Below are 26,245 nucleotides of genomic sequence, written 5' to 3'. Positions count from 1 at the left end.
TTGCTACCATCCGGGACTTTCCCCGGATTTGACCTGAGGTTTAAACGACATGTCAGCCGTTCGCAGCAAAATTTGTGGGATTACCCGCATTGAGGATGCGCTGGCGGCGGTCGAGGCCGGGGCCGATGCCATCGGGCTGGTGTTCTACGCCAAGAGCCCGCGGGCGGTGAACGTCCAACAGGCGCGGGCAATCATTGCCGCGCTGCCGCCGTTCGTGACCACCGTGGGCCTGTTCGTCAATGCCAGCCGCTGCGAGCTGGGCGAGATCCTCGATGCAGTACCGCTGGACCTGTTGCAGTTTCATGGCGATGAAACGCCGGCGGACTGCGAGGGCTATCACCGGCCCTACATCAAGGCGCTGCGAGTCAAGGCCGGCGACGATATTGCCGGCAGTTGCGCAGCATATGCGCGGGCCAGCGGCATTCTGCTCGATACCTATGTCGAGGGCGTGCCCGGTGGAACCGGCGAAGCCTTCGACTGGTCACTGGTACCGCAAGGCTTGAGCAAGCCGATCATCCTGGCCGGTGGCTTGACTGCCGAGAATGTCGGCCAGGCGATAGCACAGGTTCGCCCCTACGCGGTGGATGTCAGCGGTGGGGTGGAGCAGAGCAAGGGCATCAAGGATCACGCAAAGATTCGCGCATTTATGCAGGCCGTTCGCGGCAGCTGTTAGTCGATGTGACGGCTGGCAGTCTGCCGCCGTCCATAACACCACTGTACAAAACAGGCCGGCACCATCGCTGGGCGGGCCGAAATCGAAGTGGCAACCGCTCTATCCGGGGGTTGCCGGGATGGCTGAGGAGCCGTTCGGTACAGGCAGGTCAAGCTCGCGCTGACCGCGGTAGCGAACAGATCATCGCCGCACACATGAATTTAGCTCAAGGGCATACGCGGGGCCGCGAACCAGAGCGTTCGGGTCGCCGGTACTGGAGAAAGAAAGCATGAGCAACTGGTTAGTAGACAAACTGATCCCTTCGATCATGCGTTCCGAGGTGAAGAAAAGCTCGGTGCCTGAAGGTCTGTGGCACAAGTGCCCATCCTGCGAGGCGGTGCTGTATCGTCCGGAGCTGGAAAAGACCCTGGACGTTTGCCCCAAGTGCAACCATCACATGCGCATCGGCGCTCGCGCCCGCATCGACATTTTCCTCGACGCTGAAGGCCGTGCCGAACTGGGTGCCGACCTGGAGCCGGTAGACCGTCTGAAATTCCGCGACGGCAAGAAGTACAAGGATCGCCTGACCGCGGCCCAGAAGCAGACCGGTGAAAAGGACGCGCTGATTTCCATGAGCGGTACCCTGCTGGGGATGCCGGTGGTGGTATCGGCGTTCGAATTCTCCTTCATGGGCGGTTCCATGGGCGCCATCGTCGGCGAGCGTTTTGTGCGTGCTGCCAACTACGCGCTGGAAAAGCGTTGCCCGATGGTCTGCTTCTCCGCTTCCGGCGGTGCTCGGATGCAGGAAGCGCTGATCTCCCTGATGCAAATGGCCAAGACCTCCGCGGTGCTGGCGCGTCTGCGTGAAGAAGGGTTGCCATTCATTTCCGTGCTGACCGACCCGGTCTACGGTGGCGTTTCCGCCAGTCTGGCGATGCTGGGCGACGTGATTGTCGCCGAGCCCAAGGCCCTGGTCGGTTTCGCCGGTCCACGCGTGATCGAGCAGACCGTGCGGGAAAAACTGCCGGAAGGTTTCCAGCGCAGCGAGTTCCTGTTGGAGCATGGCGCCATCGACATGATCATCCCGCGCCAGGAACTGCGTCCGCGCCTGGGCAACCTGCTGGCTCAGCTGATGGGCTTGCCGACGCCTGAGTTCGTGGCTGCGCCCGTCGAAGCGATCGTGGTGCCACCGGTGCCTGCAAACATATGACCGAACGTACCCTTGGCGACTGGCTTGCCTACCTTGAGCAGTTGCATCCGTCAGCCATCGATATGGGGCTGGAGCGCTCGCAAGAAGTAGCGTCCCGCATGGGATTGGGCAGGCTGGCGCCTCGGGTCATCACGGTGACCGGTACCAACGGCAAGGGTTCTACCTGTGCGTTCGTGGCGTCCTTGCTGCGAGCCCAGGGGCTGAAGGTCGGTGTCTACAATTCTCCCCATCTGTTGCGCTACAACGAGCGCGTGCAGATCGATGGCGTCGAAGCCAGCGATGCCTCGCTGTGCGAGGCCTTTGTCGCGGTCGAGGCCGGGCGCGGTGAAATTTCCCTGACCTATTTCGAGATGGGCACTTTGGCGGCCTTCTGGCTGTTCCAGCGCGCCGGTCTCGATGCGGTGGTGCTGGAAGTCGGCCTGGGCGGGCGCCTGGATGCGGTCAACCTGGTGGATGCCGATCTGGCGCTGGTCACCAGTATCGGCGTCGACCATTCCGATTACCTGGGCGACACCCGTGAATCCGTGGCCTTCGAGAAGGCCGGCATTTTCCGCCAGGGCGCGCCTGCGCTCTGTGGTGACCTGAATCCCCCTCAACCCCTGCTGGATAAGGCGCGTGAGCTGAGCTGCCCGTTCTTCCTGCGCGGTCGTGATTTCGACCTGGGGATTACCGAGGCGAACTGGCAGTGGCGTGGTCTCGATGCGCAGGGCAATGCCGTCGAATTGCGGGATCTGCCGCTGCTCGATCTGCCCATGGAGAACGCTGCGCTGGCCTTGCAGGCCTATTTGCTGCTGGGGCTGCCTTGGCAGGCCGGGCGCATCGCCGAAGCCTTGCGGCAGGCGCGAGTGGTCGGGCGCCTGGATCGCCGTCAGCTCGAATGGCAGGGCAAGCGCCTGAACCTGTTGCTGGATGTCGGGCACAACCCCCATGCCGCGGAATATCTGGCTGAACGCCTGATGCGCCGCCCCGTGGCGGGCAAGCGCCTGGCGGTATTCGGCCTGTTGGCGGACAAGGATCTGGAAGGCGTGGTTGCCCGTCTGGATGCCTGTGTCGAGCATTGGGCGGTGGCGCCGCTGGATTCTGCCCGCGCGCGTCCCGTTGCGGACTTGCAGGCGGCACTGGAGAACCTTGGGGCTTCGGTAACGTCTTACGAGAGTGTCGCCGCTGCTTTGGAAGGGCAGTGTGCGCAGGCTACGGCCGAAGACGAGATTCTGCTGTTCGGATCTTTTTATTGTGTTGCCGAGGCGCTCGAGTGGCTCGCTCGGCGCTCCACGGAGGAAGCTGCACATGGCTATGCTGGATAACGTCTACAAGCAGCGAATGGTTGGGGCCCTGGTTCTGGTGGCGTTGGCGGTGATTTTCCTGCCGATGCTGTTTTCCCGCGAAGATGAGCAGCGGCATGTCAATGTCGAGGCGCCGGCAGCACCTCAGGCCCCCGCGGTAACCCAGATCCAGGTCGAGCCTGTGGCGGTGCCCGAGCCACAGGCGTTGCCACAAGAGCCGGTACCCACCGATGAAGAGGTGGCCCAGCAGGCCGCGCCTTCGATGCCGATTGCTCCAAGTGCCCCTGTTTCAGCTCCAGCCCCGACTCCGGCGCCGCCGCCAGTCGCTGCGAGCAAGCCAGTGGCTCCACCGCCTGCACCCGCGCCCAAGCCGGCTCCGGCCCAGCCGATTGCCGCGGCGCCAGCCAAGCCCGATGCGACCCCAAGCCGTGTCGATGCGAATGGCCTGTCGGTCAGTTGGTCGGTGCAACTGGCCAGCCTGTCCAGTCGGGAAAGTGCTGAAAACCTCCAGAAAACCTTGCGCAGCCAGGGTTACAACGCCTATATCCGTTCCGCCGATGGCAAGAACCGGGTATTCGTTGGTCCGTTGATCGAGCGGGCCGAGGCAGACCGCCTGCGCGATTTGCTGAGCCGTCAGCAGAACCTCAAGGGTTTTGTCGTGCGCTTCCAGCCTGAACGCGGTTAAGGCTATCGCCTTGATTTGCAAAGCACAGTGAATCGCAGCTTACCGACGGCCATGCGCTCTGTTAAAATGCGCCGCCTTATCCGTCTGTAGGCTGCACTGTGCCATTTACCTGGGTTGACTGGGCGATCGTTGCAATCATCGCCATCTCCGCTTTGATCAGTTTGAGCCGCGGCTTCGTCAAAGAAGCGCTGTCGCTGCTTACCTGGATCGTCGCAGGAGTCGTTGCCTGGATGTTTGGTGGCTCTCTGTCCGAATACCTCGGCGGATACATCGAGACTCCCTCTGCTCGCGTGATCGCGGGCTGTGCCATCATGTTTGTCGCCACTTTAATCGTGGGCGCAATGATCAATTATCTTATCGGCGAATTGGTTCGCGTCACCGGGCTATCCGGGACCGATCGATTCCTGGGCATGGCCTTCGGCGCGGCGCGTGGCGCGTTGCTGGTGGTCGTGGCAGTCGGGCTATTGAGCCTGGGGCCGGTACAACAGGATTCCTGGTGGCAGCAGTCGCGACTGGTGCCACAATTTCTATTGGTTGCAGACTGGTCAAAAAACCTCATATTGGGGTGGAGCAGTCAGTGGCTGGCCAGCGGTATCAGCGTACCCGCTGAAATACCGTTCAAGGAACAACTCTTACCGGCCAAAACGCCTCAGTAAGATGTGTTCAGTTCAGTTTCATTAAGTAGGGGTTGCGTCGCATGTGTGGCATCGTCGGTATCGTCGGTAAGTCGAACGTCAATCAGGCGCTGTATGACGCGCTAACCGTCCTCCAGCACCGCGGCCAGGACGCTGCCGGTATCGTGACCAGCCATGATGGCCGGTTATTCCTGCGCAAGGACAACGGCCTGGTCCGTGACGTTTTCCATCAACGGCACATGCAGCGCCTGGTCGGTCACATGGGTATTGGCCATGTGCGTTATCCGACCGCTGGCAGCTCGACTTCGGCCGAAGCTCAACCGTTTTACGTCAACTCGCCTTACGGCATTACTTTGGCGCATAACGGTAACCTGACCAATGTTGAACAGCTGGCCAAGGAGATCTACGAATCTGACTTGCGCCACGTCAACACCAATTCCGATTCGGAAGTCCTGCTCAACGTCTTCGCTCACGAGCTGGCCCAGCGCGGCAAGCTGCAACCGACCGAAGAAGACGTGTTCGCCGCCGTGACCGACGTGCACAACCGTTGTGTTGGCGGTTATGCGGTAGTGGCTATGGTCACCGGTTATGGCATCGTCGGTTTCCGCGACCCTCACGGTATTCGCCCGATCGTTTTCGGTCAGCGTCACACCGACGAAGGCGTCGAGTACATGATCGCCTCCGAAAGCGTGTCCCTGGATGTGCTGGGTTTCACCCTGATCCGCGACCTGGCGCCGGGCGAAGCGGTCTACATCACTGAAGACGGCAAGCTGCACACCCGCCAGTGCGCGACCAATCCGAAACTGACTCCATGCATCTTCGAGCACGTCTACCTGGCGCGTCCGGACTCGATCATCGACGGTGTGTCGGTGTACAAGGCACGCCTGCGCATGGGTGAGAAGCTGGCCGAGAAGATCCTGCGCGAGCGTCCGGATCACGATATCGACGTGGTCATCCCGATTCCGGATACCAGCCGCACCGCAGCGCTGGAGCTGGCGAACCACCTGGGCGTCAAGTTTCGCGAAGGCTTCGTGAAGAACCGCTACATCGGCCGGACCTTCATCATGCCGGGCCAGGCCGCGCGGAAAAAATCCGTGCGCCAGAAACTCAATGCCATCGAGCTGGAATTCCGTGGCAAGAACGTGATGCTGGTGGATGACTCGATCGTGCGCGGCACCACCTGCAAGCAGATCATCCAGATGGCCCGTGAAGCCGGTGCGAAGAACGTCTACTTCTGCTCCGCGGCGCCTGCCGTGCGTTTCCCGAACGTATACGGCATCGACATGCCGAGTGCTCACGAGCTGATCGCACACAATCGTTCGACTCAGGATGTGGCCGATCTGATCGGCGCCGACTGGCTGATCTATCAGGATCTGCCTGACCTGATCGAAGCGGTCGGTGGCGGCAAGATCAAGATCGAGAGCTTCGACTGCGCGGTGTTCGATGGCAAGTATGTCACCGGCGACGTCGACGAGGCCTACCTGAACAAGATCGAAAACGCACGTAACGATGCCTCCAAGGCCAAGACCCAGGCGGTCAGTGCGATCATCGATCTGTACAACAACTGATTTAGAGCACTAAAGACATAAGGAGTAGGCGGCATGAGTCAGGATTGGGATGCCGGTCGGCTGGACAGCGACCTTGATGGCGTAGCTTTCGATACCCTGGCCGTGCGCGCCGGCCAACACCGTACCCCGGAAGGGGAGCACGGTGATCCGATGTTCTTCACCTCCAGCTACGTGTTCCGTACGGCCGCCGATGCGGCCGCGCGGTTTGCCGGCGAGGTGCCGGGCAATGTCTATTCCCGCTACACCAACCCGACCGTGCGAGCGTTCGAAGAGCGCATCGCCGCCCTGGAGGGCGCCGAGCAGGCCGTGGCCACGGCCACCGGCATGGCGGCCATTCTCTCGGTGGTCATGAGTTTGTGCAGCGCGGGCGATCATGTATTGGTTTCGCGCAGTGTGTTTGGTTCGACCATCAGCCTGTTCGAAAAGTATTTCAAACGCTTCGGTATCGAGGTCGATTACGTGCCCCTGGCGGACTTGTCCGGCTGGGATGCGGCAATCAAGGCCAATACCAAGTTGCTGTTCGTTGAGTCGCCGTCCAACCCGCTCGCCGAGCTGGTGGATATCGCTGCGCTGTCCGAAGTGGCTCACGCCAAGGGCGCGATGCTGGTGGTCGACAACTGTTTCTGCACCCCGGCGCTGCAGCAGCCGCTGAAGCTGGGTGCGGACGTGGTAGTGCACTCGGCAACCAAGTTCATCGACGGCCAGGGTCGTTGCATGGGCGGTGTGGTGGCTGGCCGCAGCGAACAAATGAAAGAAGTGGTGGGTTTCCTGCGTACCGCGGGGCCGACCCTGAGTCCGTTCAACGCCTGGATCTTCCTCAAGGGTCTCGAAACCCTCAACCTGCGTATGCGCGCCCATTGTGCCAACGCCCAGGCCCTGGCCGAATGGCTGGAGCAGCAGGACGGCATCGAGAAGGTGCACTACGCCGGTCTGCCAAGCCATCCGCAATACGAGCTGGCCAAGCGTCAGCAGCGTGGTTTCGGTGCGGTGGTGAGCTTCGAGGTCAAGGGTGGCAAGGAAGGGGCCTGGCGTTTTATCGACGCCACTCGCCTGATCTCCATTACCGCCAACCTGGGCGATAGCAAGACTACCATCACTCACCCGAGCACCACCTCTCACGGTCGTCTGGCGCCGCAAGAGCGTGAAGCGGCGGGCATTCGTGACAGCCTGATTCGTATCGCTGTCGGCCTTGAGGATGTGGTGGACCTGCAAGCCGATCTGGCGCGCGGCTTGGCAGCCTTGTGATCGAGTTGTCCGAACAGCAGAGCATTGCCAACGGCCGCGTCGCGCTGGTGACTGGCGCGGCGCGCGGTATTGGCCTGGGCATCGCTGCCTGGCTGATCAGCGAAGGCTGGCAGGTGGTGTTGACCGATCTGGACCGCGTGCGCGGCTCCCAGGTGGCCAAGGTCCTGGGTGACAGCGCCTGGTTCATCGGCATGGATGTGGCGGATGAAGCGCAGGTCGCCCTGGGGGTCGCCGAAGTGCTGGGGCAGTTCGGGCGCCTCGATGCGCTGGTGTGCAATGCGGCGGTCGCCGATCCACGCAACATCACCCTGGAAAGCCTCGACCTGGCTTACTGGAATCGGGTGCTGGCGGTGAACCTCAGCGGTCCGATGCTCCTGGCCAAGCATTGTGCGCCGTATTTGCGCGCTCATGGTGGAGCCATCGTCAACCTGGCATCTACCCGTGCCCGGCAATCGGAGCCCGACACTGAGGCCTATGCAGCGAGCAAGGGCGGCCTGCTGGCCTTGACCCATGCATTAGCCATGAGTCTGGGGCCGGAGATTCGGGTCAATGCGGTCAGTCCTGGCTGGATCGATGCGCGGGATCCGGCGGCGCGTCGGGCCGAACCTTTGAGCGATGCCGATCATGCCCAGCATCCGGCAGGCAGGGTAGGGACGGTCGAAGATGTGGCGGCGATGGTGGCGTGGCTGTTGTCGAAGAACTCCGGTTTTGTCACTGGCCAGGAGTTCGTGGTCGACGGCGGCATGAGCAAGAAAATGATTTATCGCGATTGATGGCATGTGAAGGGCGCAGCGAGCGCGGCTTGAGGTCGCCGGCGTTGTTGATCCCTTTTGCAGGCATTGTCGTGATTTTGTCTTTTTCAGAAAAACTTCAAGCAGGGTATTGACTTAGCATCGGTATCTGCGTAAATTTCGCGGCCTCAACGAAGCAAAGGGTGATTAGCTCAGCCGGGAGAGCATCTGCCTTACAAGCAGAGGGTCGGCGGTTCGATCCCGTCATCACCCACCACTTCTTGAGTGTCTTTCGAAAGAAAGGCGGAGGCTTCCACGGAAGCGTCCAACCGACGCGCAGCGGTAGTTCAGTCGGTTAGAATACCGGCCTGTCACGCCGGGGGTCGCGGGTTCGAGTCCCGTCCGCTGCGCCATATTTTCCAGATCAGGGATTCCTGCTCTGAGATTGAAAAGCCTCGAAGCTTTCCAGCCAGACGATTTAAACGGTTCACATGGACGCAAGTCCAAGCGATACGCAGCGGTAGTTCAGTCGGTTAGAATACCGGCCTGTCACGCCGGGGGTCGCGGGTTCGAGTCCCGTCCGCTGCGCCATATCTACTTGAGGGAACACTGAACGCCCTCAGGTGACGAAGAAGCCACAGGCTCTTCGGATCGATAGCAAAGACCCTGGTCGAAAGACCGGGGTTTTTTGTTTTCGGAATCCGCTTTTTCTGTGCCGTTCAGGCAGTCGATATTCCCTCTCTGCAAAGCTCAAAAAAAACCGCCTTATGGGCGGTTTTTTATCTGGAGAGGGGCAGGGTTATCAGAATCCCAGCTTGTCCCGCAGGCTGTAATACCAGGCGCCCATTGCAGTGAATGGAGTGCGCAACAGCTGGCCGCCAGGGAAGGGGTAGTGCGGCAGCTCGGCAAAGGCGTCAAAACGCTCTGCCTGGCCGCGCAGGGCCTCTGCCAGTACCTTGCCCGCCAAGTGGGTGTAGGTGACGCCATGGCCGCTGCAGCCCTGGGAGTAGTAGATGTTGTCGCCCAGGCGTCCGACTTGCGGCAGGCGCGACAGGGTCAGCAGGAAGTTGCCGGTCCAGGCGTAGTCGATCTTCACATCCTTGAGTTGCGGGAAGGCCTTGAGCATCTTCGGTCGGATGATGGCTTCGATATTTGCCGGGTCGCGAGCGCCGTACACCACGCCGCCGCCAAAGATAAGGCGCTTGTCGGCAGAAAGGCGGTAGTAATCCAGCAGATAGTTGCAGTCCTCGACACAGTAGTCCTGGGGGAGAAGACTTTTTGCCAGCTCATCGCCCAATGGTTCGGTGGTGATGACCTGGGTGCCGCATGGCATCGATTTGGCGGCCAGTTCCGGCACCAGGTTGCCCAGGTAGGCGTTGCCCGCGACTATGACGAACTTGGCCCTGACTTTGCCTTGTGGGGTATGTATCACCGGATTGGCGCCGCGTTCGATGCGCACTGCAGGGGATTGCTCGTAGATAACACCGCCCAGGGACTCCACGGCCGCCGCTTCACCCAGTGCAAGATTGAGTGGATGGATATGCCCGCCGCTCATGTCGAGCATGCCGCCCTGATACAGGTCACAGGCGACGACTTCGCGAATGCGACGCTGATCCAGCAATTCCAACTGGGTGTGGCCGTAGCGCTCCCACAGGCGCTTTTGCGACTCCAGGTGGCCCATCTGCTTGCTGGTGATGGCGGCGAACACTCCGCCATCCTTCAAGTCGCACTGGATTTGATACTTGGCGACCCGCTCACGAATGATCCTGCCGCCTTCGAAGGCCATCTGGCCAAGCAATTGAGCCTGCTTGGGGCCGACACTGCGTTCAATCACATCAATGTCGCGGCTATAGCTGTTGACGATCTGCCCACCGTTACGCCCGGAAGCGCCGAAGCCAACCCTGGCCGTTTCCAGGACGGTGACTTTAAAACCGTTCTCAAGCAGGAACAGGGCGCTGGAGAGGCCGGTGTAGCCGGCACCGATCACGCAGACATCGGTATCCACGTCATCTTGCAGCAGCGGGCGGGCTGGAGCAGCGTTGGCTGACGCCGCGTAATACGACTGTGGGTAAGGAGTGTTCGCCATCCTGCAACCTCTGTTTAATATTCTTGACGATTGCGTGGATCCTACCTGAGTTGAAAAACGCCTACCAGCCATCGAAAAATCTTCTTGGCAGACTCAAAAAATAAAAATTTGCATATTCAGAGGGTTAGCTGCAAAAAAGGTGTTGACACCCCTCCGGAATTCCGTAGAATGCCGCCTCACAGCAGGCACGTAGCTCAGTTGGTTAGAGCACCACCTTGACATGGTGGGGGTCGTTGGTTCGAGTCCAATCGCGCCTACCAAACAAAATCCGCTCTGCTGGGCGGTCTGAAAGGGCTCACCGAAAGGTGGGCCCTTTTTTGTTGCCTGCGGTTTTCAAAGCCTTTGCAAAACCCTCCCACTCAAAAGGCCAAATCGGCACCCGTCTCCAGGTACGCGATCTCTTTTTTGGTGCGCCTCTCCTGATAGTGTCCTGTCATCTTCTCGTCGGCATGGCCATCAGGGGCTGGATATATTCCTGTGGGAATTTTTGCTGTTCGTACAGCAATGCTCCTCAGGCATGAATCTCATGAAGAGCAGGGTGCTCACCGGCTGGAATGTGGTCATACGTATGTGCGGCATCCCTGTTCTGCTGACCACCACGGTCAAGTGCGTCGGCGTGGAGACCGCTGGTCTTAAGAGAAGAATCTAATACTTTAGGAATCGTCCTACATTCTAAAATCGTCCTAGCTGATAGAACTTTCCCTCTGATATTTATGAGGGAATGGAACGTGTTGAGATTGTTGGGTTGGATGTTGCTGTGTTCACAGCTGTTTACATTCGTGCATGCCGCGCCCGGTAGCAATTACTTCAATATCCCTGACTGGTCGGGTGACCAGGAGTCATGCCCTTCACCACGAGATATCAAGGGCGAGATGGGGGTTTTTAGCGCGCCAGCCAAGAGTGAGGGTGCTGAATGGGTAGGTGTGTTGGTTGATGGTGTCATGGAAGCCGTTACCAACTTCGAGAAAAGCTATTTTGTACTGACTCACCAAGGTGTCGATAAAGTTGGCTTTATAAATAACTGTATCTACGTGACCTCCGGGGGTAGATATTTGAATATGCATCTTGATCTCGGCAGCAATTACAAGCAGGTCATGTGGATTGGGAACTCGTTGTCATGGAAAGAGTCCCGAGACTTCTCCTCATCCACGATCCTGGAATGCACTGATACCTATAGAGATGCATGCAGTTTTTACTTGAGGTAAATGTCTCTGTTTGTATGGGTAGGCTTTGCCGTTCTTCGAGTCGCCGACATGCTTGCTCCCTCCAGGCAATGCCGTTGTCTTCTTGGCATCCTTAATGCTTACGTATTTAATGACATTTTTGTGACACTTTTAAGTCGATTGCGGTCTGTATGTACGTTCCCTGTGCAATGCGGGCAGGGCGTGGTCGGGTAGGGTGCAGGTATGAAGAGCAGAGCGACGGTTATTTGTGCACACGGAGGGCACATTCTTTTTGTTCGCAAGGATCGCTCCAAATGGTCTTTACCGGGTGGCAAGGTCGAGCCTGGGGAGTCTCTCGCCGCTGCCGCGCTACGTGAGTTGCGGGAAGAGACAGGGTTGGATGCCAGTGAGCCTCTTTACATCCTGGAGTTCGAAGCCGGCAATGTGCGGCATCACGTGTTCGAGGTGGCCGTGACCAATGCCGGGGATGCCCGTCCCTTGAATGAAATTGCGGCCGTCGCCTGGCATGCCTATGGGGCTGCCAGCGAGCTGGATGCAACGGCCGCCACCAAAAGTATTGTGAGTTCGTTTTTACGCCGCCTTTAACCGAGGTGTTATCGATTCATGAAGAAGCCCGCCTTGTGCGGGCTTTTGCTTTTGCAGCCAGTGGGCGAAATGATTGGCGAACAGTTTTCTCGCGGCCGAGTGCCAATCGCTTGCCATGTGAGTGGTACAGTCGCGTTTTCACGGCGAGGTAGCATGATGCGGGTGTTGATGGCGGTAATGATCGCGGCGTTGCTGGCGGGGTGTGCCGGCTCGGTGATGAATGAGGCGCGTTCGAAGAGCCCCTACAAGGTGCTCTCGTCGGCCAAGGCGGAGCAGGTCGTGGCGCAGTGTGTGCAGTTTGCCTGGCAGGACGAAGCTGTGTTCGGTGTGGATGCGTCGGCCTATCTGGAGTCTGCCAAGGTGGGTGGATACACGGTCTATACCCGTTCGGCGGAGTCCTTTGCCGATATTCGGGGGCAGGCTTCGGGTACCACTGTCAGTTATTACGCGACCCAGGACAATTGGGTTGCCAAGCGTAGACTGGCAGCATTGGCGACCTGCCTGTAATTCCTTTCTGAGCATTATCCAGTAAGCAGATCATGAACCCGGCTTTTGTCGGGTTTATGCTTTCTTGGGGATATTCATTGCTTGTCCTGAACGGTTAGTTAACACAAAGCTAGTTGTTCTCTTATTTAATTGTGTAAGTTATTTGCCTTTCTCTCTGTAGGTTTGCGCTGTAATTATTTTCTGATGTCCCGCCTTTATTGAGGTGCGACAATTGGCTCGGAGCTCTGTGTGTGGGAGTCAGTAGACAAAACACTGATTTGGACTAGCTTAAAAGTTCTCCTCAAGAAGGAGTTTTATTTGATCAATGGAGTGAAGCATCATGAATAAACCATTAGTTCAACTGAAACACGGGCGTGTCGTGTCCCCCTCCAGTCGTGGCGCTGTCGCCGTCGAGCTGGGGCTGCTTGGCACCTGGCAGGTCAACGAGATGGAAGGTGGCAAAAACTTCCCGGACCTGGTGGGTGGACCTTTCCAGAAACCATACGAGAGCGATGTCGCCAGCGTTGTGCCGCCGGCTGATGGGCATATCCTCAGCGGCGGCAAGACCGACGAGCGTGACTGCCTCAACTTCACCAATGAAGAAATGTCGAAGAAGCTTGGCCGTGCGTTCTCCTGGCCGTTGCTCAACGTCGACCCGGGGCAGGTGTTCCAGGTCAAGTGGGAGTACACCGCCCCTCATGTGACCCGCGGTTACAGCTGGTTCATCACCAAGGATGGCTGGGATCCGAAACAGCGTATCAGCCGTGCACAACTGGAGCCGCAGGCTTTCTTCAAGGACTTCTACACACAAGTTCCGTATGACCAGCATGGCGATGAAATGAAAGCCAAGGTCGAACATCAAGTGACCCTGCCCAGGAGCAAGAGAGGCCATCACGTGATTGTGCTGGCGTGGATTGTCGCCAACACCGGCAATGCGTTCTATCAGGCATTCGACGTCGACTTCAAATAACAGCAGAAGTTGTCACTCTCTTTAAATGGTTCTGAAGGATTAGAACGTGAACAAGATCAACTTTGCATCGGTAAAGACTCAGCTGAATGATTCGGCATCGTTGATGCCGTCGATCGCTGGCAAGAAGATTCTCATGGGTTTCTGGCACAACTGGCCGGCAGGCCCCAGTGACGGTTACCAGCAGGGGCAGTTCGCCAATCTCGACCTGGTGGATGTACCCAAGGAATACAACGTGGTGGCCGTGGCGTTCATGAAAGGCAACGGCATTCCCACCTTCAAGCCCTACAACCTGTCGGATGAGGAGTTCCGGCGCCAGGTTGGCGTGCTCAACAGCCAGGGGCGGGCGGTGTTGATTTCCCTTGGCGGTGCGGATGCTCATATCGAGTTGCACAAGGGCAATGAGCAAGCGCTGGCCAACGAAATCATCCGTCTGGTGGAAGTCTATGGTTTCGACGGGATGGACATCGACCTGGAACAGAGCGCCATCGATTTTGCCGACAACAAGACTGTGCTGCCGGCGGCGCTCAAGCTGGTGAAGGATCACTACGCAGGTGAGGGCAAGCATTTCATCATCAGCATGGCGCCAGAGTTTCCCTACCTCGTCACCGGCGGCAAGTATGTCGGTTACATCCAGGCGCTGGATGGCTACTACGATTTCATCGCGCCGCAGTACTACAACCAGGGCGGCGACGGTCTGTGGGTCCAGGAAGCCAACGGCGGGAAGGGGGTCTGGATAGCCCAGAATGACGACGCGCTGAAGGAAGACTTTCTGTTTTATCTGACCGAGAGCCTGGTCACCGGTACGCGTGGCTATATCGCCATCCCTGCCGACAAGTTCGTGATCGGTCTGCCGGCCAACGTCGACGCAGCGGCGAGCGGGTATGTCATTGACCCCGCGTCGGTGAGCAACGCCTTCAAGCGTCTGGATCGTGCCGGCTTGTCGATCAAGGGGCTGATGACCTGGTCGGTCAACTGGGATAACGGCATCAACAGGTACGGCGTCCGTTACAACTGGGAGTTCCGTGATCGTTATGCGCCGCTGATCCATGGCGGCAGCGGCGAGGAGCGACCTTCGGCGCCGGGCAACCTGGTTTCTCCTGCACAGACGGAGAACAGCGTGACCTTGAGCTGGAGTGCTGCCCACGGTGTTCGTCCGATCGAGTTCTACACCCTGTTCCGCGATGGCAAGCCGGTGGCCCAGACGGCCTCGCTGACCCTGAAGGACGAAGGTCTGAAAACCGATACGCTGTACAGCTACTTTGTCAGCGCCACGGATACCCAGGGTAATCAGTCGCTGCCGAGCACTAACCTGAGTATCAAGACTGCCGGCGGGGTACCTGACCCGCAATATCCGGAATGGCAACTGAATCATCACTATCGCAAAGATGACGGTGTGACCTACCAGGGCAATCTGTATCTGTGCTTCCAGGAGCACACCTCGAATGCCGGCTGGACCCCGGATGTCGCCTTTACCCTTTGGGCCAAGGTGGCGATTCAGCGGCGTGCGTGAACGGCGGAGGAAGCGGTACAAAGGCGCCCCATGACGGGCGCCTTTTTGTTGTACGTAGAGCAGGGCAAAGCTGCGGGTTATGAACTAATACTCACAGGCTGTTTTTTGTCATCCGTCAATGGAGAGTGGAGCGATGCTCATGCACTGGTTTCTCGCGGCTGTACACCTGTTGGCCTTTGCTGTCGCCTTTGCGGCGGTGCTCAATCGTGGTACGGCGTTGCGTCGCGTGGTCACCGAGGGGGCGGACGTGCGCCGGGCTCTGCTGGCCGATAACGGCTGGGGGCTGGCTGCCGCGGTGTTGTTGATCACCGGTTTACTGCGGGCTTTTGCCGGCTACGAAAAAGGTACGGATTACTACCTGCACCAGCCGCTGTTTCACATCAAGATGACCTTGTTCATCATCATCCTGTTGCTCGAAATATTGCCGATGGTGACGTTGATCAAATGGCGAATCGCCCTGGGGCGCGGCACCTCGATCGATACCGGCCGCGCCACGCTGTTTGCGCGCATCAGCCATCTGCAGGCGCTGTTGATCGTGCTGCTGGTGGTGGCGGCCAGCGGCATGGCGCGTGGGGTCATGTTCAGCCAGCCATGAGGTGAGGAAGGAGCAGCGAGTCGAGTGTGCTTTGGCTCGATGTGGGTTGTTGTGCATCACCGAGCGCCGCGCGCGCTAGCAGAGTTGGCTGAAAGCCTTGCTGATGGTGGCCCGGTTGGTTTTGAACTCGGCCTGCTGCACAGGAATGATGCCGAACTCGTCGCTGACGATGGCCAGCGCACGGTGCAGGTAGTCGACGTTGGCCTGGGAGCGGAAGGTGAATATTCCGCGTTTGACTTCGTAGAGCCCCTCCGTCGAGCAGGCGGCAATGGTGCGCATTGCATTCAGGTCGTTGGTGATCAGAAGGTAAGCGAACTCTTGCATTGACCGCTCCTTGTTCGTAAAGCGTCTGCCGGTGGCAAGGGGGAGCCTCGGCAGGCTCGCGGAGGCGGTAGGTCTTGAAATTACTCCTCCTGCTCGTTGCCACGCTACTGAGTATTTATACAAAAACGAGGGAGGGCTTTCTCCCGGCCGAGTCGTATCGACAGATTGCCGGGATGGAGCGCTATCGGTGGAGGGCTTGGGTAACGCACTTTGCCAGGGCTGGCGCTGGCGGCCTGAACTGCGCCGCTGCCATTTGAAGAGGGGAGTGTGCTGCGGGGGAATCAATCAACGACGACGCTGCGCCAGCCATTGTGATGAGACAAAGGGCTGGCCGCTCATGACGCTCAAGGTGTTTCGCGTTTGTCCGGGGCGGTGAGGCCGGCTTGGATCCGTTGGTAGATTTCTTCGCGATGGACTGCGACGTCTTTCGGGGCATTGATGCCAATCCGGACTTGCTGGCCGCTCACGCCCAGAATGGTGATCGTGATGTCGTCACCGATATTTATGCTTTCACCGACTTTGCGGGTGAGTATCAGCATGATCTTCTCCTTGATTGCTTTGTAGGGCACCTGATTCAGACAGTGCAGATGTCGGTAGTAGTGCGTATAGATTACTGCGAAGTACCACTGTGTGGGTGCCTCTTTCTGACGCGCAGACGCGGTATTAATTCCCGAGCTGCAACTATACAGAGGCGATAAATATCATTCTCCTTGTTTTGCGCTGATTTTGTGGCGTTTGCGCAGGGGATTGGGGTGCTAAAATCGCCGCCTCAGACTTTCAAGGGGTAGGTTGTGCGCACAGTAGCGATGATGATGGCGGTCCTGGCATTGGCGGGATGCGGTGAGGGCAAGAAGGTCGAGGTCGACAAGAAGGTGGCGCCGGTCGTCCAGGCACAGCCGCCGCAGGCCGCCACGAAACCGCAATGGGATGTGCTGGTCGCCGGCACCCTGCCTCAGGCGACGAGCGATCTGGCTGGCTGGCTGATCGAGCACGGGATCGTTTCCTATGTCGTCGTCGAAGAGGGCAAGGATCGGGTGCTGATCGGCCCGTTCGATTCCCAGGCCGAAGCCGAAGCCAAGAAAACCGAGCTGGTCGAAAAGCTGACCAAGGCCAAGAAGCGCAATATCGAACCGCAAGTGATCGAGCACCGCGTCGCGCAGTAAGCCGTTCTTCTGAGTGCCAGGCCAGGTCGTCGCAGCGACGTTGAGCGACCGGCCTGGTCGGCGCTCAGTCATCTTGAAGGGGCTGTCCATGCCCCAGGTGTTTATCGGTAATCCGGACGGAATCAGCCGCAGGCCTTCAGGTTGACCGGGCCTACGAACTCGTTGCCGCGCCCCATCACACAGGCCACGCTCTGATTGCGCTGGCGCTCCCAGGGTTGTACCGGATAGGTCTTGTTCCAGGCTTCGTACAACTGGCGATCCTGTTTCGACAGGCGCAGGTTGTACTGCTTGCTCATATAAAAGTAGGTCCGGGCGATCATGCCGCGAATGGACGGGCGCGGCATGACCTTCTTGGCCTTGAAGTCGACCTGGGTCAGGCATGAGCCGTACTGGCCGGACTGCGCCGGCAGCCACCCGAAGCTGAAGTTGTTACGGTCGCCGTTGACCTCGCCGATGCTCGGCACCAGGTTGTGCAGGTCGGCTTCGGCGCGTTGATAGATCGGGTCGTGGCGGGTGCAGTTCTTGCGCCCGCCTTGCTGCCAGCATTGGCGTTGATGGCCGATCTGCCAGGCAGGAACTATGTGTTCCCACTCGATGCGCGCGGCGCGGTTGGCATTCTTGCGTGGTACGTAACCGCAGGCGGCGAGGTTGACCCGATTGCCGCTGTACTTGCAGCCGCAGTAGAACTCGGTGGATTGCGGGGCGTACAGCTTCCAGGCGATTTTCTTCGCTTCGTTGAAGGTGCGGGGTGCATCGGCGTGGGCATTCAGGGCAACACAAAACAGCAGTACAGCAAAACAGCGGACACTCATCGACTCAGTCTTCCTTCGGCACGACCCAGAAAATCTGCACACCGCCGTCATCGCGATAGGCGAGGGTGACGTTGTCGTTTTCGGCGATTTCTTCGAGCAGGCGCTCCCACTCGTCGACCACCTCGTCGGGCTGACGGAAGATCAGGGCGGCTTTGGCTTTTTGCGCGTTGGGCGAATTGATGATTTTCTGAACGCGCAAACCGAGGCGTTCATAAGAGCTTGGTGGGGTAGTTGCTGCGGCGGGCACGGAACATTCCTTATTAAGCTGTATGCGCGTACAGTATTTTACTGTAGGAAATTTCGCAACCGCTTAAAATTCAAGAAGTTCTTCTGACAGCGATATCCGCGGATTACTGCAAAACGATTGAGTTTTTTATCGGCGGGAAAGGAAGAGAGCCGGCCAGCTGGGGCGGAGCACTCACTCGGGGCGGGCGAGTGCGGGGTAGGGCAGTGCCCGACCTGAGCAGGTCGGGCGGGTCAATCAGTATTCCCAGAACATCCGCTGCAGTTCCTTGCTGTCCTGGGTCTTGGTCAGGGCGACCATGGCCAGGATGCGGGCTTTCTGCGGGTTCAGGTCGTTGGCCACGACCCAGTCGTATTTGTCGTCAGGCTGTTCCGCGTTGCGCAGTACGAAGCCGCCGGCATTGACGTGGGACGAACGAATGATTTGCACGCCATTCTTGCGCAGCTCTTGCAGGGCAGGCACTACGCGGGAAGACACCGAGCCATTGCCGGTACCGGCGTGGATGATGGCTTTGGCGCCGGACTGGGCCAGGGCCTTGTAGGCGGTGTCGCTGACGTTGCCATAGCCATAGGCGATTTCTACGTCAGGCAGGCTCTTGATGGTCTTGATATCGAATTCCGAACCCGAGGTGTGACGCTTGGCCGGCAGGCGGAACCAGTAGGACTTGCCTTCCACCACCATGCCCAGCGGGCCCCATGGGCTCTTGAAGGCTTCGGTCTTGATATTGATCATTTTACTGACGTCGCGACCCGACTGGATCTCGTCGTTCATGGTGACCAGCACGCCCTTGCCATGGGCTTCCTTGCTACCGGCCACGGCGACGGCGTTGTACAGGTTGAGCATGCCGTCGGCGGACATGGCGGTGCCCGGACGCATGGAGCCGACCACTACGATGGGCTTGTCGGTCTTTTCCACCAGGTTCAGGAAGTAAGCGGTTTCTTCCAGGGTGTCGGTGCCGTGGGTGATGACGATGCCATCGACGTCCTTGCTGTCGGCCAGCTCGGCGACACGACGGCCCAGTTGCAGCAGGTTTTCGTTGGTGATGCTTTCAGAGGCGATCTGCATGACCTGTTCGCCGCGCACATTGGCGACCTGGCTCAGCTCGGGGATCCCGGCGATCAACTGCTCGATGCCGACTTTGGCGGCCTGATAGGTGGCGCTGTTGGCGGCACTGGCGCCGGCGCCGGCAATGGTGCCGCCGGTAGCGAGCACGACCACGTTGGCCAGCTTCTGTTGGGTTTCGACTTCCTTGGCCTGCAATGCAGTCGGAAGGAGCAAGAGGAGGGCCAAGGCGCCCGGAACAAGGGTGTTGAAAGCAGATTTCATTATTTTCTCTCTAGTAGTGAGACGGTGCTGGTGCAGGTTCATCTAGATACACCCGAGACAGATCTGAATGCCGCGGGCGAAAAGGAAGAGCAGGATCTGTACCAGCCGGACTGTGGTCGCAAAACTCTTTTAACTTAATGATTTATATCAATTTATTTTTATTTACCGGATGCACGGGACGTTTTGCTGTCCGGTTTTCCGAATAGTCGGAAGATTCGCGTTCGGTTGTCCGACAGTTCTGATTGGCATGAGGAAAACCCTGAATTAAAGAGCTGGTCCTTGCAGCCGATGCCCTTCAAGGATCGTTTCTTTATGGAGCTCACATGTCTATTTCTGTCGGTTTCCCTGCTGCCGGGGCCATCACCATCAACGGTAAATCGCCGGCCACTATCGATGCTCTGAGCCAGGGCGCCGCCGATAACGCTGCACAAGCCCTGGGGCTGGACGAAGACGGCAAGCTGCGGGTGGCGTCCGGTGCCGAAGCCGAGAAGGCCGAGACTCAAGAGTCCGAAGGGGACAATCAGAGTCTGGTGGTAAAAATGCTGCTCAAGCGCATGAAAGAACTGCAGGCGCAATTGCAGGAGCAACAGCAGCAGTTGGCCGCCGCCCAGGCGGCGAGCTACCCGACCCCGGAAGCCAAGGCGACTGTGGTGATGGCGATTCAAGGCCAGCTCGCCGATACCAGCGGTGCGTTGCAGGAAGTGGTGGGGAACCTGGTCAAGGAGTTGAGCAAGGACTCTTCGTCGGGCGCGGGCGGGCTGGTCAGCACCACCGCATGATTGCGTGTTGTTTTGGCGGGGCGCCTGTCCTGGCGTTCCGCGGTACTCATGGGCGCTGGCTTTCCCGTTGACAAATCCCGGCAGGGTTCGCATAGTTCGTTCTACGCAAACGTTTGCGCAGGCCCTGGGCGAATAAGAGTCACACCCGCCTCAGGTTCGCTTCAAGCCGCGTTCATCGGGGCCTGAAGGTCGTCGAGCGTACTCCAGCGCAAGCGTTGCTCACAATAATCATAAGATCGGAGTGAACCCATGAAGCTGCCATTCGCTGGACGTCTTCTCGCTGTCGCTGTTCTGGCTGCCGCATCCGCTACGCTTCCTCTCTCTTCGGCATTCGCCGAGACCCCGGAAAAACCCAAGGTCGCCCTGGTCATGAAATCCCTGGCCAACGAATTCTTCCTCACTATGGAAGACGGCGCCAAGGCGTATCAAAAAGACCATGCCGCCGATTTCGACCTGGTCTCCAACGGCATCAAGGATGAAACCGACACCGCCAACCAGATCCGTATCGTCGAGCAGATGATCGTTTCCAAGGTCAACGCGCTGGTGATCGCCCCGGCGGATTCCAAGGCCATGGTGCCGGTGATCAAGAAGGCGGTGGACGCCGGTATCACCGTGATCAACATCGACAACCAGCTGGACCCGGCGGTACTCAAGAGCAAAAACATCAGCGTGCCTTTTGTCGGCCCCGACAACCGCAAGGGCGCGCGCCTGGTGGGCGAGTACCTGGCCAAGGACCTGAAGGCCGGTGACGAAGTCGGCATCATCGAAGGCGTGTCGACCACCACCAACGCCCAGCAGCGCACCGCAGGCTTCAAGGATGCAATGGAGGCCGCGCAGATCAAGGTGGTCTCGCTGCAATCCGGTGACTGGGAAATCGACGCCGGCAACCGTGTCGCCGCCGCCATGCTCAGCGAATACCCGAACCTCAAGGCGCTGCTGGCCGGTAACGACAGCATGGCCGTCGGTGCCGTTTCGGCGGTGCGTGCGGCGGGCAAGGCCGGCAAGGTCAAGGTGGTCGGCTACGACAACATCAATGCCATCAAGCCGATGCTCAAGGACGGTCGCGTGCTGGCGACCGCCGACCAATTCGCCGCCAAGCAGGCAGTCTTCGGTATCGAGACAGCCCTGAAGATTCTCAAGGGCGAGAAGGTGGACGGCGGCGCCAATGGCGTGATCGAAACTCCGGTTGAGCTGGTCACCCAGTAATCGTTCTGGCGGCGCAACGGCGTCCGCCTGAACAGGCGGGCGCATGGAGAGTTTCTTATGTCAGTTTCCGCTGTGAACGCTGTCCTTTCGGTCAGCGGTATCGGCAAGACCTACGCGCAACCGGTATTGACCGGCATCGACCTGACGCTGATGCGCGGGGAGGTGCTGGCGCTGACCGGGGAAAACGGCGCAGGCAAAAGCACCCTGTCGAAAATCATCGGTGGCCTGGTGACCCCGACCACCGGAGAGATGCGTTTCAACGGTCAGGCTTACCGTCCCGGCAGTCGCACCCAGGCCGAGGAGCTGGGTATCCGCATGGTCATGCAGGAGCTCAACCTGTTGCCGACCCTGTCGGTGGCCGAGAACCTGTTCCTCGATAACCTGCCCAGCCGCGGCGGTTGGATCAATCGCAAACAGTTGCGCAAGGCGGCGATCGAAGCCATGGTCCAGGTCGGCCTGGAAGCGATCGATCCCGATACCCTGGTCGGCGAACTGGGGATCGGCCACCAGCAGATGGTGGAGATCGCGCGCAACCTGATCGGCGACTGCCATGTGCTGATCCTCGACGAGCCGACCGCGATGCTCACGGCCCGCGAAGTCGAGTTGCTCTTCGAGCAGATCACCCGTCTACAGGCCCGTGGCGTAGCCATCATCTACATCTCCCATCGCCTGGAAGAACTGGCCCGGGTCGCCCAGCGCATTGCGGTGCTGCGTGACGGTTGCCTGGTTTGCGTCGAGCCGATGGCCAATTACAACAGCGAGCAACTGGTCAACCTGATGGTGGGGCGCGAGCTGGGCGAGCACATCGATCTCGGTCCGCGCAAGATTGGTGCGCCGGCCCTGACGGTCAGCGGCCTGAGTCGTTCCGACAAGGTGCTGGACGTGTCTTTCGAGGTGCGCAGCGGCGAGATCTTCGGTATCTCCGGGTTGATCGGGGCCGGGCGCACCGAGCTGTTGCGCCTGATCTTCGGTGCCGACAAGGCTGACAGCGGCACGGTTGCCCTGGGTTCTCCGGCGCAGGTGGCGAATATCCGTTCGCCGGTCGACGCGGTGGCCCACGGCATTGCCCTGATCACCGAGGATCGCAAGGGTGAAGGCCTGCTGCTGACGCAATCCATCAGCGCCAATATCGCCCTGGGCAACATGCCGGAAATCTCCCGTGGCGGCCTGGTCAATGGCCGTGACGAATCGGCACTGGCGCAGCGGCAGATCGATGCCATGCGCATCCGCAGTTCGGGGCCGGCGCAGCTGGTGTCCGAACTGTCCGGCGGCAATCAGCAGAAGGTGGTCATCGGTCGCTGGCTGGAGCGCGATTGCGCGGTGCTGCTGTTCGACGAGCCGACCCGCGGCATCGATGTCGGCGCCAAGTTCGACATCTACGGCCTGCTCGGCGAACTGACTCGGCAGGGCAAGGCGCTGGTGGTGGTTTCCAGTGACTTGCGGGAGCTGATGCTGATCTGCGATCGCATTGGCGTGCTGTCCGCCGGGCGCCTGATCGATACCTTCGAGCGCGACAGCTGGACCCAGGATGAACTGCTTGCCGCCGCTTTCGCCGGCTATCAAAAACGTGATGCGTTGCTCAACGAAGCGGCGCCTAGGGACCTCCCATGAAAACTGCATCTTTGGCCGGCAAACGTGGCGGCAACTACTACGGCCTCGGCACCTACCTGGGGTTGGCCGGTGCCTTGCTGGCCATGATTGCGCTGTTCTCGACGCTGAGCAGCCACTTTCTTTCCTACGACACCTTCAGCACCCTGGCCAACCAGATCCCGGACCTGATGGTGCTGGCGGTGGGCATGACCTTTGTCCTGATCATCGGCGGCATCGACCTGTCCGTGGGCTCGGTGCTGGCCCTGGCGGCCTCCACCGTCAGCGTGGCGATTCTCGGCTGGGGCTGGAGTGTCATCCCGGCGGCACTGCTGGGCATGGGCTGCGCGGCATTGGCCGGGACTATCACCGGCTCGATCACCGTGGCCTGGCGTATTCCTTCGTTCATCGTCTCCCTCGGCGTGCTGGAAATGGCCCGCGGCGTGGCTTACCAGATGACCGGCTCGCGCACGGCCTATATCGGTGATGCCTTCGCCTGGTTGTCGAACCCGATCGCCTTTGGCATCTCGCCATCCTTCATCATCGCCTTGCTGATCATCTTCATCGCCCAGGCGGTGTTGACGCGTACGGTGTTCGGCCGTTACCTGATCGGCATCGGCACCAACGAGGAAGCGGTGCGCCTGGCCGGCATCAATCCCAAGCCCTACAAGATCCTGGTGTTCAGCCTGATGGGACTGCTGGCGGGCATCGCCGCGCTGTTCCAGATTTCCCGCCTGGAGGCGGCGGACCCGAATGCCGGCTCCGGTCTGGAGCTGCAAGTGATCGCGGCCGTGGTGATCGGCGGTACCAGCCTGATGGGCGGACGCGGATCGGTGATCAGCACCTTTTTCGGGGTGTTGATTATCTCGGTGCTGGCCGCGGGGCTGGCGCAGATCGGCGCGACCGAGCCGACCAAACGTATCATCACCGGCGCGGTCATCGTGATTGCGGTGGTGCTGGATACTTATCGCAGCCAGCGCGCAAGCCGGCGGAGCTGAGTCATGGCAACGATCAAAGATGTGGCGGCCCTCGCGGGGATCTCCTACACCACGGTTTCCCACGTGTTGAACAAGACACGCCCGGTCAGCGAGGAGGTGCGGATCAAGGTCGAGGCGGCGATCCAGCAGCTCGACTACGTGCCCAGCGCCGTGGCGCGCTCGCTGAAGGCCAAGACCACGGCGACCATCGGCCTGTTGGTGCCCAACAGCCTCAACCCGTATTTCGCCGAACTGGCCCGGGGGATCGAGGATTATTGCGAGCGCAACGGCTACTGCGTGATTCTCTGCAACTCCGACGATGACCCGGAAAAACAGCGCAGCTACCTGCGGGTGCTGTTGGAAAAACGCATCGACGGCCTGATTGTGACCTCGGCTGGTGGCGACGGTGGGCTGGCCAAGGGCCTGGCGGCTGTGCGCACACCGATGGTGATCGTCGACCGGGGGCTGGAAGGGGTGGATGCGGACCTGGTGCGGATCGACCACGAATACGGCGCGTACCTGGCGACCCGTCATCTGCTCGAGTTGGGCCATCGTGATATCGCCTGCATCGGCGGTCCGGACTACACCAGCGTGGCGCAGCTGCGTCTGGCGGGGTTCCAGCGGGCGTTGCGCGAAGCCGGCGTGGAGGTGCCTGCGGAGCGTATCCTGCAGAGCGACTTCACCAGCACCGGCGGTTATCACGCGGCGGCCCAGTTGCTGGAGCGCAACCCGCCCAGCGCGATCTTCGCCGGCAACGACATGATGGGCATCGGTGTGCTGCGCGCGGCGGCGGAGCGCAATATCCGGGTGCCGAGCGAGCTGTCGGTGATCGGCTTCGACGACATCCAGATGAGCCGTTATGTGTATCCGGCGCTGACCACGGTCGGCCAGTCGATCCTGCAACTGGGCGAGCAGGCGGCGGAGCTGTTGCTGCGTCGTATCGCTGCGCCTGGATTGCCGACCGACCAGCGGATCGTCACGCCAAGCATTGTCCTGCGCGAGTCGACGGCGCCCGTGGTCGGCGCATTCGCCGAGTACCGTTGAATCGAATTGTGAGTATCGATGTATGCCAGCAAAAGTAGTGGTAGTAGGTAGCCTCAACATGGACCTGGTCACCCGGGCCGAGCGGCTGCCGCGTGCCGGTGAAACCCTGATCGGCCAGTCGTTCGCCACGGTTTCCGGTGGCAAGGGGGCGAACCAGGCAGTGGCGGCGTCCCGTCTGGGCGCCCAGGTGTCGATGATCGGTTGCGTCGGTGATGATGCCTACGGCGAGCAATTGCGTTCGGCGTTGCTCGCCGAACAGATCGATTGCCAGGCCGTCACCGCTGTCCCCGGCTCCAGTGGCGTCGCCTTGATCGTGGTGGACGACAGCAGCCAGAACGCAATTGTGATCGTGGCCGGTGGCAACGGTCAGCTCACGCCAGAGGTCGTCAGCGGCTTCGACAAGGTTCTGCAGGCGGCCGACGTGATCATCTGTCAGCTCGAAGTGCCGCTGCCCACGGTGGGGCATAGCCTCAAGCGCGGCCGTGAAATGGGCAAGACAGTGATCCTCAACCCCGCACCGGCCAGTGGCCCGTTGCCGGCGGACTGGTACGCGTCCATCGACTATCTGATTCCCAACGAAAGCGAGGCCGCGGCCCTCAGCGGCTTGCCAGTGGATTCCCTGGCGAGCGCCGAAGCCGCGGCCGCCCGCCTGATCGCTGCCGGGGCCGGCAAGGTCATCATCACGCTCGGGTCCCAGGGTTCGCTGTTCGCCAATGGCACGAGTTTCGAGCATTTCCCTGCACCCAAGGTCAAGGCGGTCGATACCACGGCCGCCGGCGACACCTTCGTCGGCGGTTTTGCCGCAGCCCTGGCTGCCGGCAAGAGCGAGGCCGAGGCGATTCGTTTCGGCCAGGTCGCGGCGGCGCTGTCGGTGACTCGTCCAGGTGCGCAACCTTCCATTCCCACGTTGTCCGACGTACAGGCGTTCTCTCCCGCATGAAAAAGACACCCTTGCTCAATGTCGCCCTGTCGCGACTGATCGCCTCCCTGGGGCACGGCGATATCGTGGTCATCGGCGATGCCGGCCTGCCTGTGCCACCGGGCGTCGAATTGATCGACCTGGCCCTGACCCAGGGCATTCCGGACTTCCTCAGCACCTTGCAGGTAGTGCTTTGCGAGATGCAGGTGGAGGGCCATGTACTGGCGCAGGAGATTCTGGATCGACAGTCCCCGGTCTTGCAGGCGCTTGAGGCGCTGAGCACCGAAGGGGCGCTGGGCGCGCGCAAGCTGTTGGGCCACGATGAGTTCAAGGTGCTCAGCCGCCAGGCGCGGGCCATCGTCCGGACGGGCGAGTGTCAGCCTTATTGCAACATTGCTTTGATTGCCGGGGTGACGTTCTGAGCGTTGCCTCTCTCTGT

Annotated in this window: 28 protein-coding genes and 4 tRNA genes; 26 read left to right on the top strand and 6 right to left on the bottom strand. The window is 59.9% G+C overall.

The window, feature by feature from the left end:
- Positions 1–49: 49 nt before the first annotated feature.
- The 11 genes from J4D28_RS05835 to J4D28_RS05785 all read left to right on the top strand — a co-directional run bounded on the left by J4D28_RS05835 (position 50) and on the right by J4D28_RS05785 (position 8,600).
- On the top strand, positions 50–673 hold the full coding sequence (locus J4D28_RS05835; protein ID WP_009048104.1) for a phosphoribosylanthranilate isomerase: 624 nt from the start codon (positions 50–52) through the stop codon (positions 671–673).
- 268 nt (positions 674–941) lie between these two features.
- Positions 942–1,862, top strand: a complete 921-nt coding sequence (accD, locus tag J4D28_RS05830) for an acetyl-CoA carboxylase, carboxyltransferase subunit beta (RefSeq protein ID WP_007921980.1) — start codon at positions 942–944, stop codon at positions 1,860–1,862.
- A complete protein-coding gene (gene folC, locus J4D28_RS05825) occupies positions 1,859–3,166 on the top strand; it encodes a bifunctional tetrahydrofolate synthase/dihydrofolate synthase (protein WP_009048105.1) in 1,308 nt (435 codons plus the stop codon). The genes accD and folC overlap by 4 nt, the downstream gene beginning before the upstream one ends.
- Entirely contained in the window at positions 3,150–3,830 is a 681-nt protein-coding gene (locus J4D28_RS05820; RefSeq protein WP_009048106.1) for an SPOR domain-containing protein, read from the top strand. The genes folC and J4D28_RS05820 overlap by 17 nt, the downstream gene beginning before the upstream one ends.
- A 98-nt stretch (positions 3,831–3,928) precedes the next feature.
- On the top strand, positions 3,929–4,486 hold the full coding sequence (locus J4D28_RS05815; RefSeq protein ID WP_009048107.1) for a CvpA family protein: 558 nt from the start codon (positions 3,929–3,931) through the stop codon (positions 4,484–4,486).
- A 41-nt stretch (positions 4,487–4,527) separates the two neighbouring features.
- Positions 4,528–6,033, top strand: coding sequence for an amidophosphoribosyltransferase (gene purF, locus J4D28_RS05810; protein WP_009048108.1), 1,506 nt, complete (start codon positions 4,528–4,530; stop codon positions 6,031–6,033).
- A 33-nt stretch (positions 6,034–6,066) separates the two neighbouring features.
- A complete protein-coding gene (locus J4D28_RS05805) occupies positions 6,067–7,278 on the top strand; it encodes an O-succinylhomoserine sulfhydrylase (RefSeq protein ID WP_009048109.1) in 1,212 nt (403 codons plus the stop codon).
- A gap of 5 nt (positions 7,279–7,283) precedes the next feature.
- Positions 7,284–8,051 carry an SDR family oxidoreductase gene (locus tag J4D28_RS05800; RefSeq protein WP_219733791.1) on the top strand — a complete coding sequence of 256 codons (768 nt, stop codon included), beginning with the start codon at positions 7,284–7,286 and terminating at the stop codon, positions 8,049–8,051.
- 159 nt (positions 8,052–8,210) lie between these two features.
- Positions 8,211–8,286 (top strand) — tRNA-Val (locus tag J4D28_RS05795).
- A 59-nt stretch (positions 8,287–8,345) separates the two neighbouring features.
- A tRNA-Asp gene (locus J4D28_RS05790) sits at positions 8,346–8,422 on the top strand.
- Between the two features lie 101 nt (positions 8,423–8,523).
- Positions 8,524–8,600: transfer RNA gene (locus tag J4D28_RS05785), tRNA-Asp, on the top strand.
- Between the two features lie 211 nt (positions 8,601–8,811).
- On the opposite strand, the gene J4D28_RS05780 is transcribed toward J4D28_RS05785, so the two are convergent.
- Positions 8,812–10,095 (bottom strand): FAD-binding oxidoreductase, encoded by a 1,284-nt coding sequence (locus J4D28_RS05780; protein WP_009048110.1) that lies wholly within the window; start codon positions 10,093–10,095, stop codon positions 8,812–8,814.
- A 183-nt stretch (positions 10,096–10,278) separates the two neighbouring features.
- Between J4D28_RS05780 and J4D28_RS05775 the strand changes: the two genes are divergently transcribed.
- From J4D28_RS05775 to J4D28_RS05745, 7 genes are all read left to right on the top strand, one after another.
- Positions 10,279–10,355 (top strand) — tRNA-Val (locus J4D28_RS05775).
- Between the two features lie 468 nt (positions 10,356–10,823).
- Positions 10,824–11,300 carry a DUF3757 domain-containing protein gene (locus tag J4D28_RS05770; RefSeq protein ID WP_169751701.1) on the top strand — a complete coding sequence of 159 codons (477 nt, stop codon included), beginning with the start codon at positions 10,824–10,826 and terminating at the stop codon, positions 11,298–11,300.
- 201 nt (positions 11,301–11,501) lie between these two features.
- Positions 11,502–11,864, top strand: coding sequence for an NUDIX hydrolase (locus tag J4D28_RS05765; protein ID WP_009048112.1), 363 nt, complete (start codon positions 11,502–11,504; stop codon positions 11,862–11,864).
- A gap of 156 nt (positions 11,865–12,020) precedes the next feature.
- The gene (locus J4D28_RS05760; RefSeq protein WP_009048113.1) at positions 12,021–12,371 is read left to right on the top strand and encodes a hypothetical protein; all 351 of its coding nucleotides are present in this window, start codon (positions 12,021–12,023) and stop codon (positions 12,369–12,371) included.
- A 319-nt stretch (positions 12,372–12,690) separates the two neighbouring features.
- Positions 12,691–13,320, top strand: coding sequence for a lytic polysaccharide monooxygenase auxiliary activity family 9 protein (locus J4D28_RS05755; RefSeq protein WP_009048114.1), 630 nt, complete (start codon positions 12,691–12,693; stop codon positions 13,318–13,320).
- 46 nt (positions 13,321–13,366) lie between these two features.
- Complete coding sequence (locus tag J4D28_RS05750; RefSeq protein ID WP_103330839.1) at positions 13,367–14,830, top strand: carbohydrate-binding protein; 1,464 nt, start codon at positions 13,367–13,369, stop codon at positions 14,828–14,830.
- A 133-nt stretch (positions 14,831–14,963) separates the two neighbouring features.
- Positions 14,964–15,425, top strand: a complete 462-nt coding sequence (locus tag J4D28_RS05745; RefSeq protein WP_009048116.1) for a DUF2214 family protein — start codon at positions 14,964–14,966, stop codon at positions 15,423–15,425.
- Between the two features lie 75 nt (positions 15,426–15,500).
- On the opposite strand, the gene J4D28_RS05740 is transcribed toward J4D28_RS05745, so the two are convergent.
- Together J4D28_RS05740 and csrA are read right to left on the bottom strand one after the other, a co-directional pair.
- A complete protein-coding gene (locus J4D28_RS05740) occupies positions 15,501–15,749 on the bottom strand; it encodes a hypothetical protein (RefSeq protein ID WP_009048117.1) in 249 nt (82 codons plus the stop codon).
- Positions 15,750–16,093: 344 nt separating this feature from the next.
- The gene (gene csrA, locus J4D28_RS05735) at positions 16,094–16,288 is read right to left on the bottom strand and encodes a carbon storage regulator CsrA (protein ID WP_007920550.1); all 195 of its coding nucleotides are present in this window, start codon (positions 16,286–16,288) and stop codon (positions 16,094–16,096) included.
- A gap of 267 nt (positions 16,289–16,555) precedes the next feature.
- On the opposite strand from csrA, the gene J4D28_RS05730 reads away from it, so the two are divergent.
- Positions 16,556–16,912 (top strand): SPOR domain-containing protein, encoded by a 357-nt coding sequence (locus J4D28_RS05730; RefSeq protein WP_009048118.1) that lies wholly within the window; start codon positions 16,556–16,558, stop codon positions 16,910–16,912.
- A gap of 122 nt (positions 16,913–17,034) precedes the next feature.
- On the opposite strand, the gene J4D28_RS05725 is transcribed toward J4D28_RS05730, so the two are convergent.
- The 3 genes from J4D28_RS05725 to J4D28_RS05715 form a co-directional block, all read right to left on the bottom strand.
- Entirely contained in the window at positions 17,035–17,724 is a 690-nt protein-coding gene (locus J4D28_RS05725; RefSeq protein ID WP_009048119.1) for an endonuclease, read from the bottom strand.
- A gap of 4 nt (positions 17,725–17,728) precedes the next feature.
- Positions 17,729–17,971 carry a DUF1654 domain-containing protein gene (locus J4D28_RS05720; protein ID WP_009048120.1) on the bottom strand — a complete coding sequence of 81 codons (243 nt, stop codon included), beginning with the start codon at positions 17,969–17,971 and terminating at the stop codon, positions 17,729–17,731.
- Positions 17,972–18,205: 234 nt separating this feature from the next.
- Positions 18,206–19,294, bottom strand: coding sequence for an asparaginase (locus tag J4D28_RS05715; protein WP_009048121.1), 1,089 nt, complete (start codon positions 19,292–19,294; stop codon positions 18,206–18,208).
- A 323-nt stretch (positions 19,295–19,617) separates the two neighbouring features.
- Here J4D28_RS05715 and J4D28_RS05710 point away from each other — a divergent pair, with 323 nt between their 5' ends.
- The 7 genes from J4D28_RS05710 (at position 19,618) to rbsD (ending at position 26,228) form a co-directional block, all read left to right on the top strand.
- The gene (locus tag J4D28_RS05710; RefSeq protein WP_009048122.1) at positions 19,618–20,073 is read left to right on the top strand and encodes a hypothetical protein; all 456 of its coding nucleotides are present in this window, start codon (positions 19,618–19,620) and stop codon (positions 20,071–20,073) included.
- A 249-nt stretch (positions 20,074–20,322) separates the two neighbouring features.
- Positions 20,323–21,279 (top strand): sugar ABC transporter substrate-binding protein, encoded by a 957-nt coding sequence (locus tag J4D28_RS05705; protein ID WP_009043052.1) that lies wholly within the window; start codon positions 20,323–20,325, stop codon positions 21,277–21,279.
- 57 nt (positions 21,280–21,336) lie between these two features.
- Entirely contained in the window at positions 21,337–22,890 is a 1,554-nt protein-coding gene (locus tag J4D28_RS05700) for a sugar ABC transporter ATP-binding protein (protein WP_103330838.1), read from the top strand.
- On the top strand, positions 22,887–23,864 hold the full coding sequence (locus tag J4D28_RS05695; RefSeq protein WP_009048124.1) for an ABC transporter permease: 978 nt from the start codon (positions 22,887–22,889) through the stop codon (positions 23,862–23,864). The genes J4D28_RS05700 and J4D28_RS05695 overlap by 4 nt, the downstream gene beginning before the upstream one ends.
- Positions 23,865–23,867: 3 nt before the next feature.
- The gene (locus J4D28_RS05690; protein WP_009048125.1) at positions 23,868–24,887 is read left to right on the top strand and encodes a LacI family DNA-binding transcriptional regulator; all 1,020 of its coding nucleotides are present in this window, start codon (positions 23,868–23,870) and stop codon (positions 24,885–24,887) included.
- 22 nt (positions 24,888–24,909) lie between these two features.
- Positions 24,910–25,827 carry a ribokinase gene (rbsK, locus tag J4D28_RS05685; RefSeq protein ID WP_009048126.1) on the top strand — a complete coding sequence of 306 codons (918 nt, stop codon included), beginning with the start codon at positions 24,910–24,912 and terminating at the stop codon, positions 25,825–25,827.
- On the top strand, positions 25,824–26,228 hold the full coding sequence (gene rbsD, locus J4D28_RS05680; protein ID WP_009048127.1) for a D-ribose pyranase: 405 nt from the start codon (positions 25,824–25,826) through the stop codon (positions 26,226–26,228). Before rbsK ends, rbsD begins: the two co-directional genes overlap by 4 nt.
- Positions 26,229–26,245 lie beyond the last annotated feature (17 nt).

It is taken from the genome of Pseudomonas sp. GW531-T4, from assembly GCF_017349615.1.
Taxonomy (GTDB): Bacteria; Pseudomonadota; Gammaproteobacteria; order Pseudomonadales; family Pseudomonadaceae; genus Aquipseudomonas; species Aquipseudomonas chlororaphis_I.
The sequence above is the reverse complement of the archived record's forward strand: the minus strand, read 5'-3'. Positions and strand labels throughout refer to the sequence as shown.

Excerpts from the sequence above, each read along its gene's own strand:
- J4D28_RS05740 (WP_009048117.1), bottom strand. The coding sequence starts at position 15,749 with ATGCAAGAGTTCGCTTACCTTCTGATCACCAACGACCTGAATGCAATG.
- purF (WP_009048108.1), top strand. The coding sequence starts at position 4,528 with ATGTGTGGCATCGTCGGTATCGTCGGTAAGTCGAACGTCAATCAGGCG.
- J4D28_RS05765 (WP_009048112.1), top strand. The coding sequence starts at position 11,502 with ATGAAGAGCAGAGCGACGGTTATTTGTGCACACGGAGGGCACATTCTT.
- J4D28_RS05835 (WP_009048104.1), top strand. The coding sequence starts at position 50 with ATGTCAGCCGTTCGCAGCAAAATTTGTGGGATTACCCGCATTGAGGAT.
- J4D28_RS05725 (WP_009048119.1), bottom strand. The coding sequence starts at position 17,724 with ATGAGTGTCCGCTGTTTTGCTGTACTGCTGTTTTGTGTTGCCCTGAAT.
- J4D28_RS05715 (WP_009048121.1), bottom strand. The coding sequence starts at position 19,294 with ATGAAATCTGCTTTCAACACCCTTGTTCCGGGCGCCTTGGCCCTCCTC.
- J4D28_RS05730 (WP_009048118.1), top strand. The coding sequence starts at position 16,556 with ATGATGATGGCGGTCCTGGCATTGGCGGGATGCGGTGAGGGCAAGAAG.
- folC (WP_009048105.1), top strand. The coding sequence starts at position 1,859 with ATGACCGAACGTACCCTTGGCGACTGGCTTGCCTACCTTGAGCAGTTG.
- J4D28_RS05695 (WP_009048124.1), top strand. The coding sequence starts at position 22,887 with ATGAAAACTGCATCTTTGGCCGGCAAACGTGGCGGCAACTACTACGGC.
- J4D28_RS05710 (WP_009048122.1), top strand. The coding sequence starts at position 19,618 with ATGTCTATTTCTGTCGGTTTCCCTGCTGCCGGGGCCATCACCATCAAC.
- rbsK (WP_009048126.1), top strand. The coding sequence starts at position 24,910 with ATGCCAGCAAAAGTAGTGGTAGTAGGTAGCCTCAACATGGACCTGGTC.
- J4D28_RS05755 (WP_009048114.1), top strand. The coding sequence starts at position 12,691 with ATGAATAAACCATTAGTTCAACTGAAACACGGGCGTGTCGTGTCCCCC.
- J4D28_RS05705 (WP_009043052.1), top strand. The coding sequence starts at position 20,323 with ATGAAGCTGCCATTCGCTGGACGTCTTCTCGCTGTCGCTGTTCTGGCT.
- J4D28_RS05805 (WP_009048109.1), top strand. The coding sequence starts at position 6,067 with ATGAGTCAGGATTGGGATGCCGGTCGGCTGGACAGCGACCTTGATGGC.
- rbsD (WP_009048127.1), top strand. The coding sequence starts at position 25,824 with ATGAAAAAGACACCCTTGCTCAATGTCGCCCTGTCGCGACTGATCGCC.
- J4D28_RS05700 (WP_103330838.1), top strand. The coding sequence starts at position 21,337 with ATGTCAGTTTCCGCTGTGAACGCTGTCCTTTCGGTCAGCGGTATCGGC.
- csrA (WP_007920550.1), bottom strand. The coding sequence starts at position 16,288 with ATGCTGATACTCACCCGCAAAGTCGGTGAAAGCATAAATATCGGTGAC.
- J4D28_RS05820 (WP_009048106.1), top strand. The coding sequence starts at position 3,150 with ATGGCTATGCTGGATAACGTCTACAAGCAGCGAATGGTTGGGGCCCTG.
- accD (WP_007921980.1), top strand. The coding sequence starts at position 942 with ATGAGCAACTGGTTAGTAGACAAACTGATCCCTTCGATCATGCGTTCC.
- J4D28_RS05760 (WP_009048113.1), top strand. The coding sequence starts at position 12,021 with ATGCGGGTGTTGATGGCGGTAATGATCGCGGCGTTGCTGGCGGGGTGT.
- J4D28_RS05745 (WP_009048116.1), top strand. The coding sequence starts at position 14,964 with ATGCTCATGCACTGGTTTCTCGCGGCTGTACACCTGTTGGCCTTTGCT.
- J4D28_RS05780 (WP_009048110.1), bottom strand. The coding sequence starts at position 10,095 with ATGGCGAACACTCCTTACCCACAGTCGTATTACGCGGCGTCAGCCAAC.
- J4D28_RS05690 (WP_009048125.1), top strand. The coding sequence starts at position 23,868 with ATGGCAACGATCAAAGATGTGGCGGCCCTCGCGGGGATCTCCTACACC.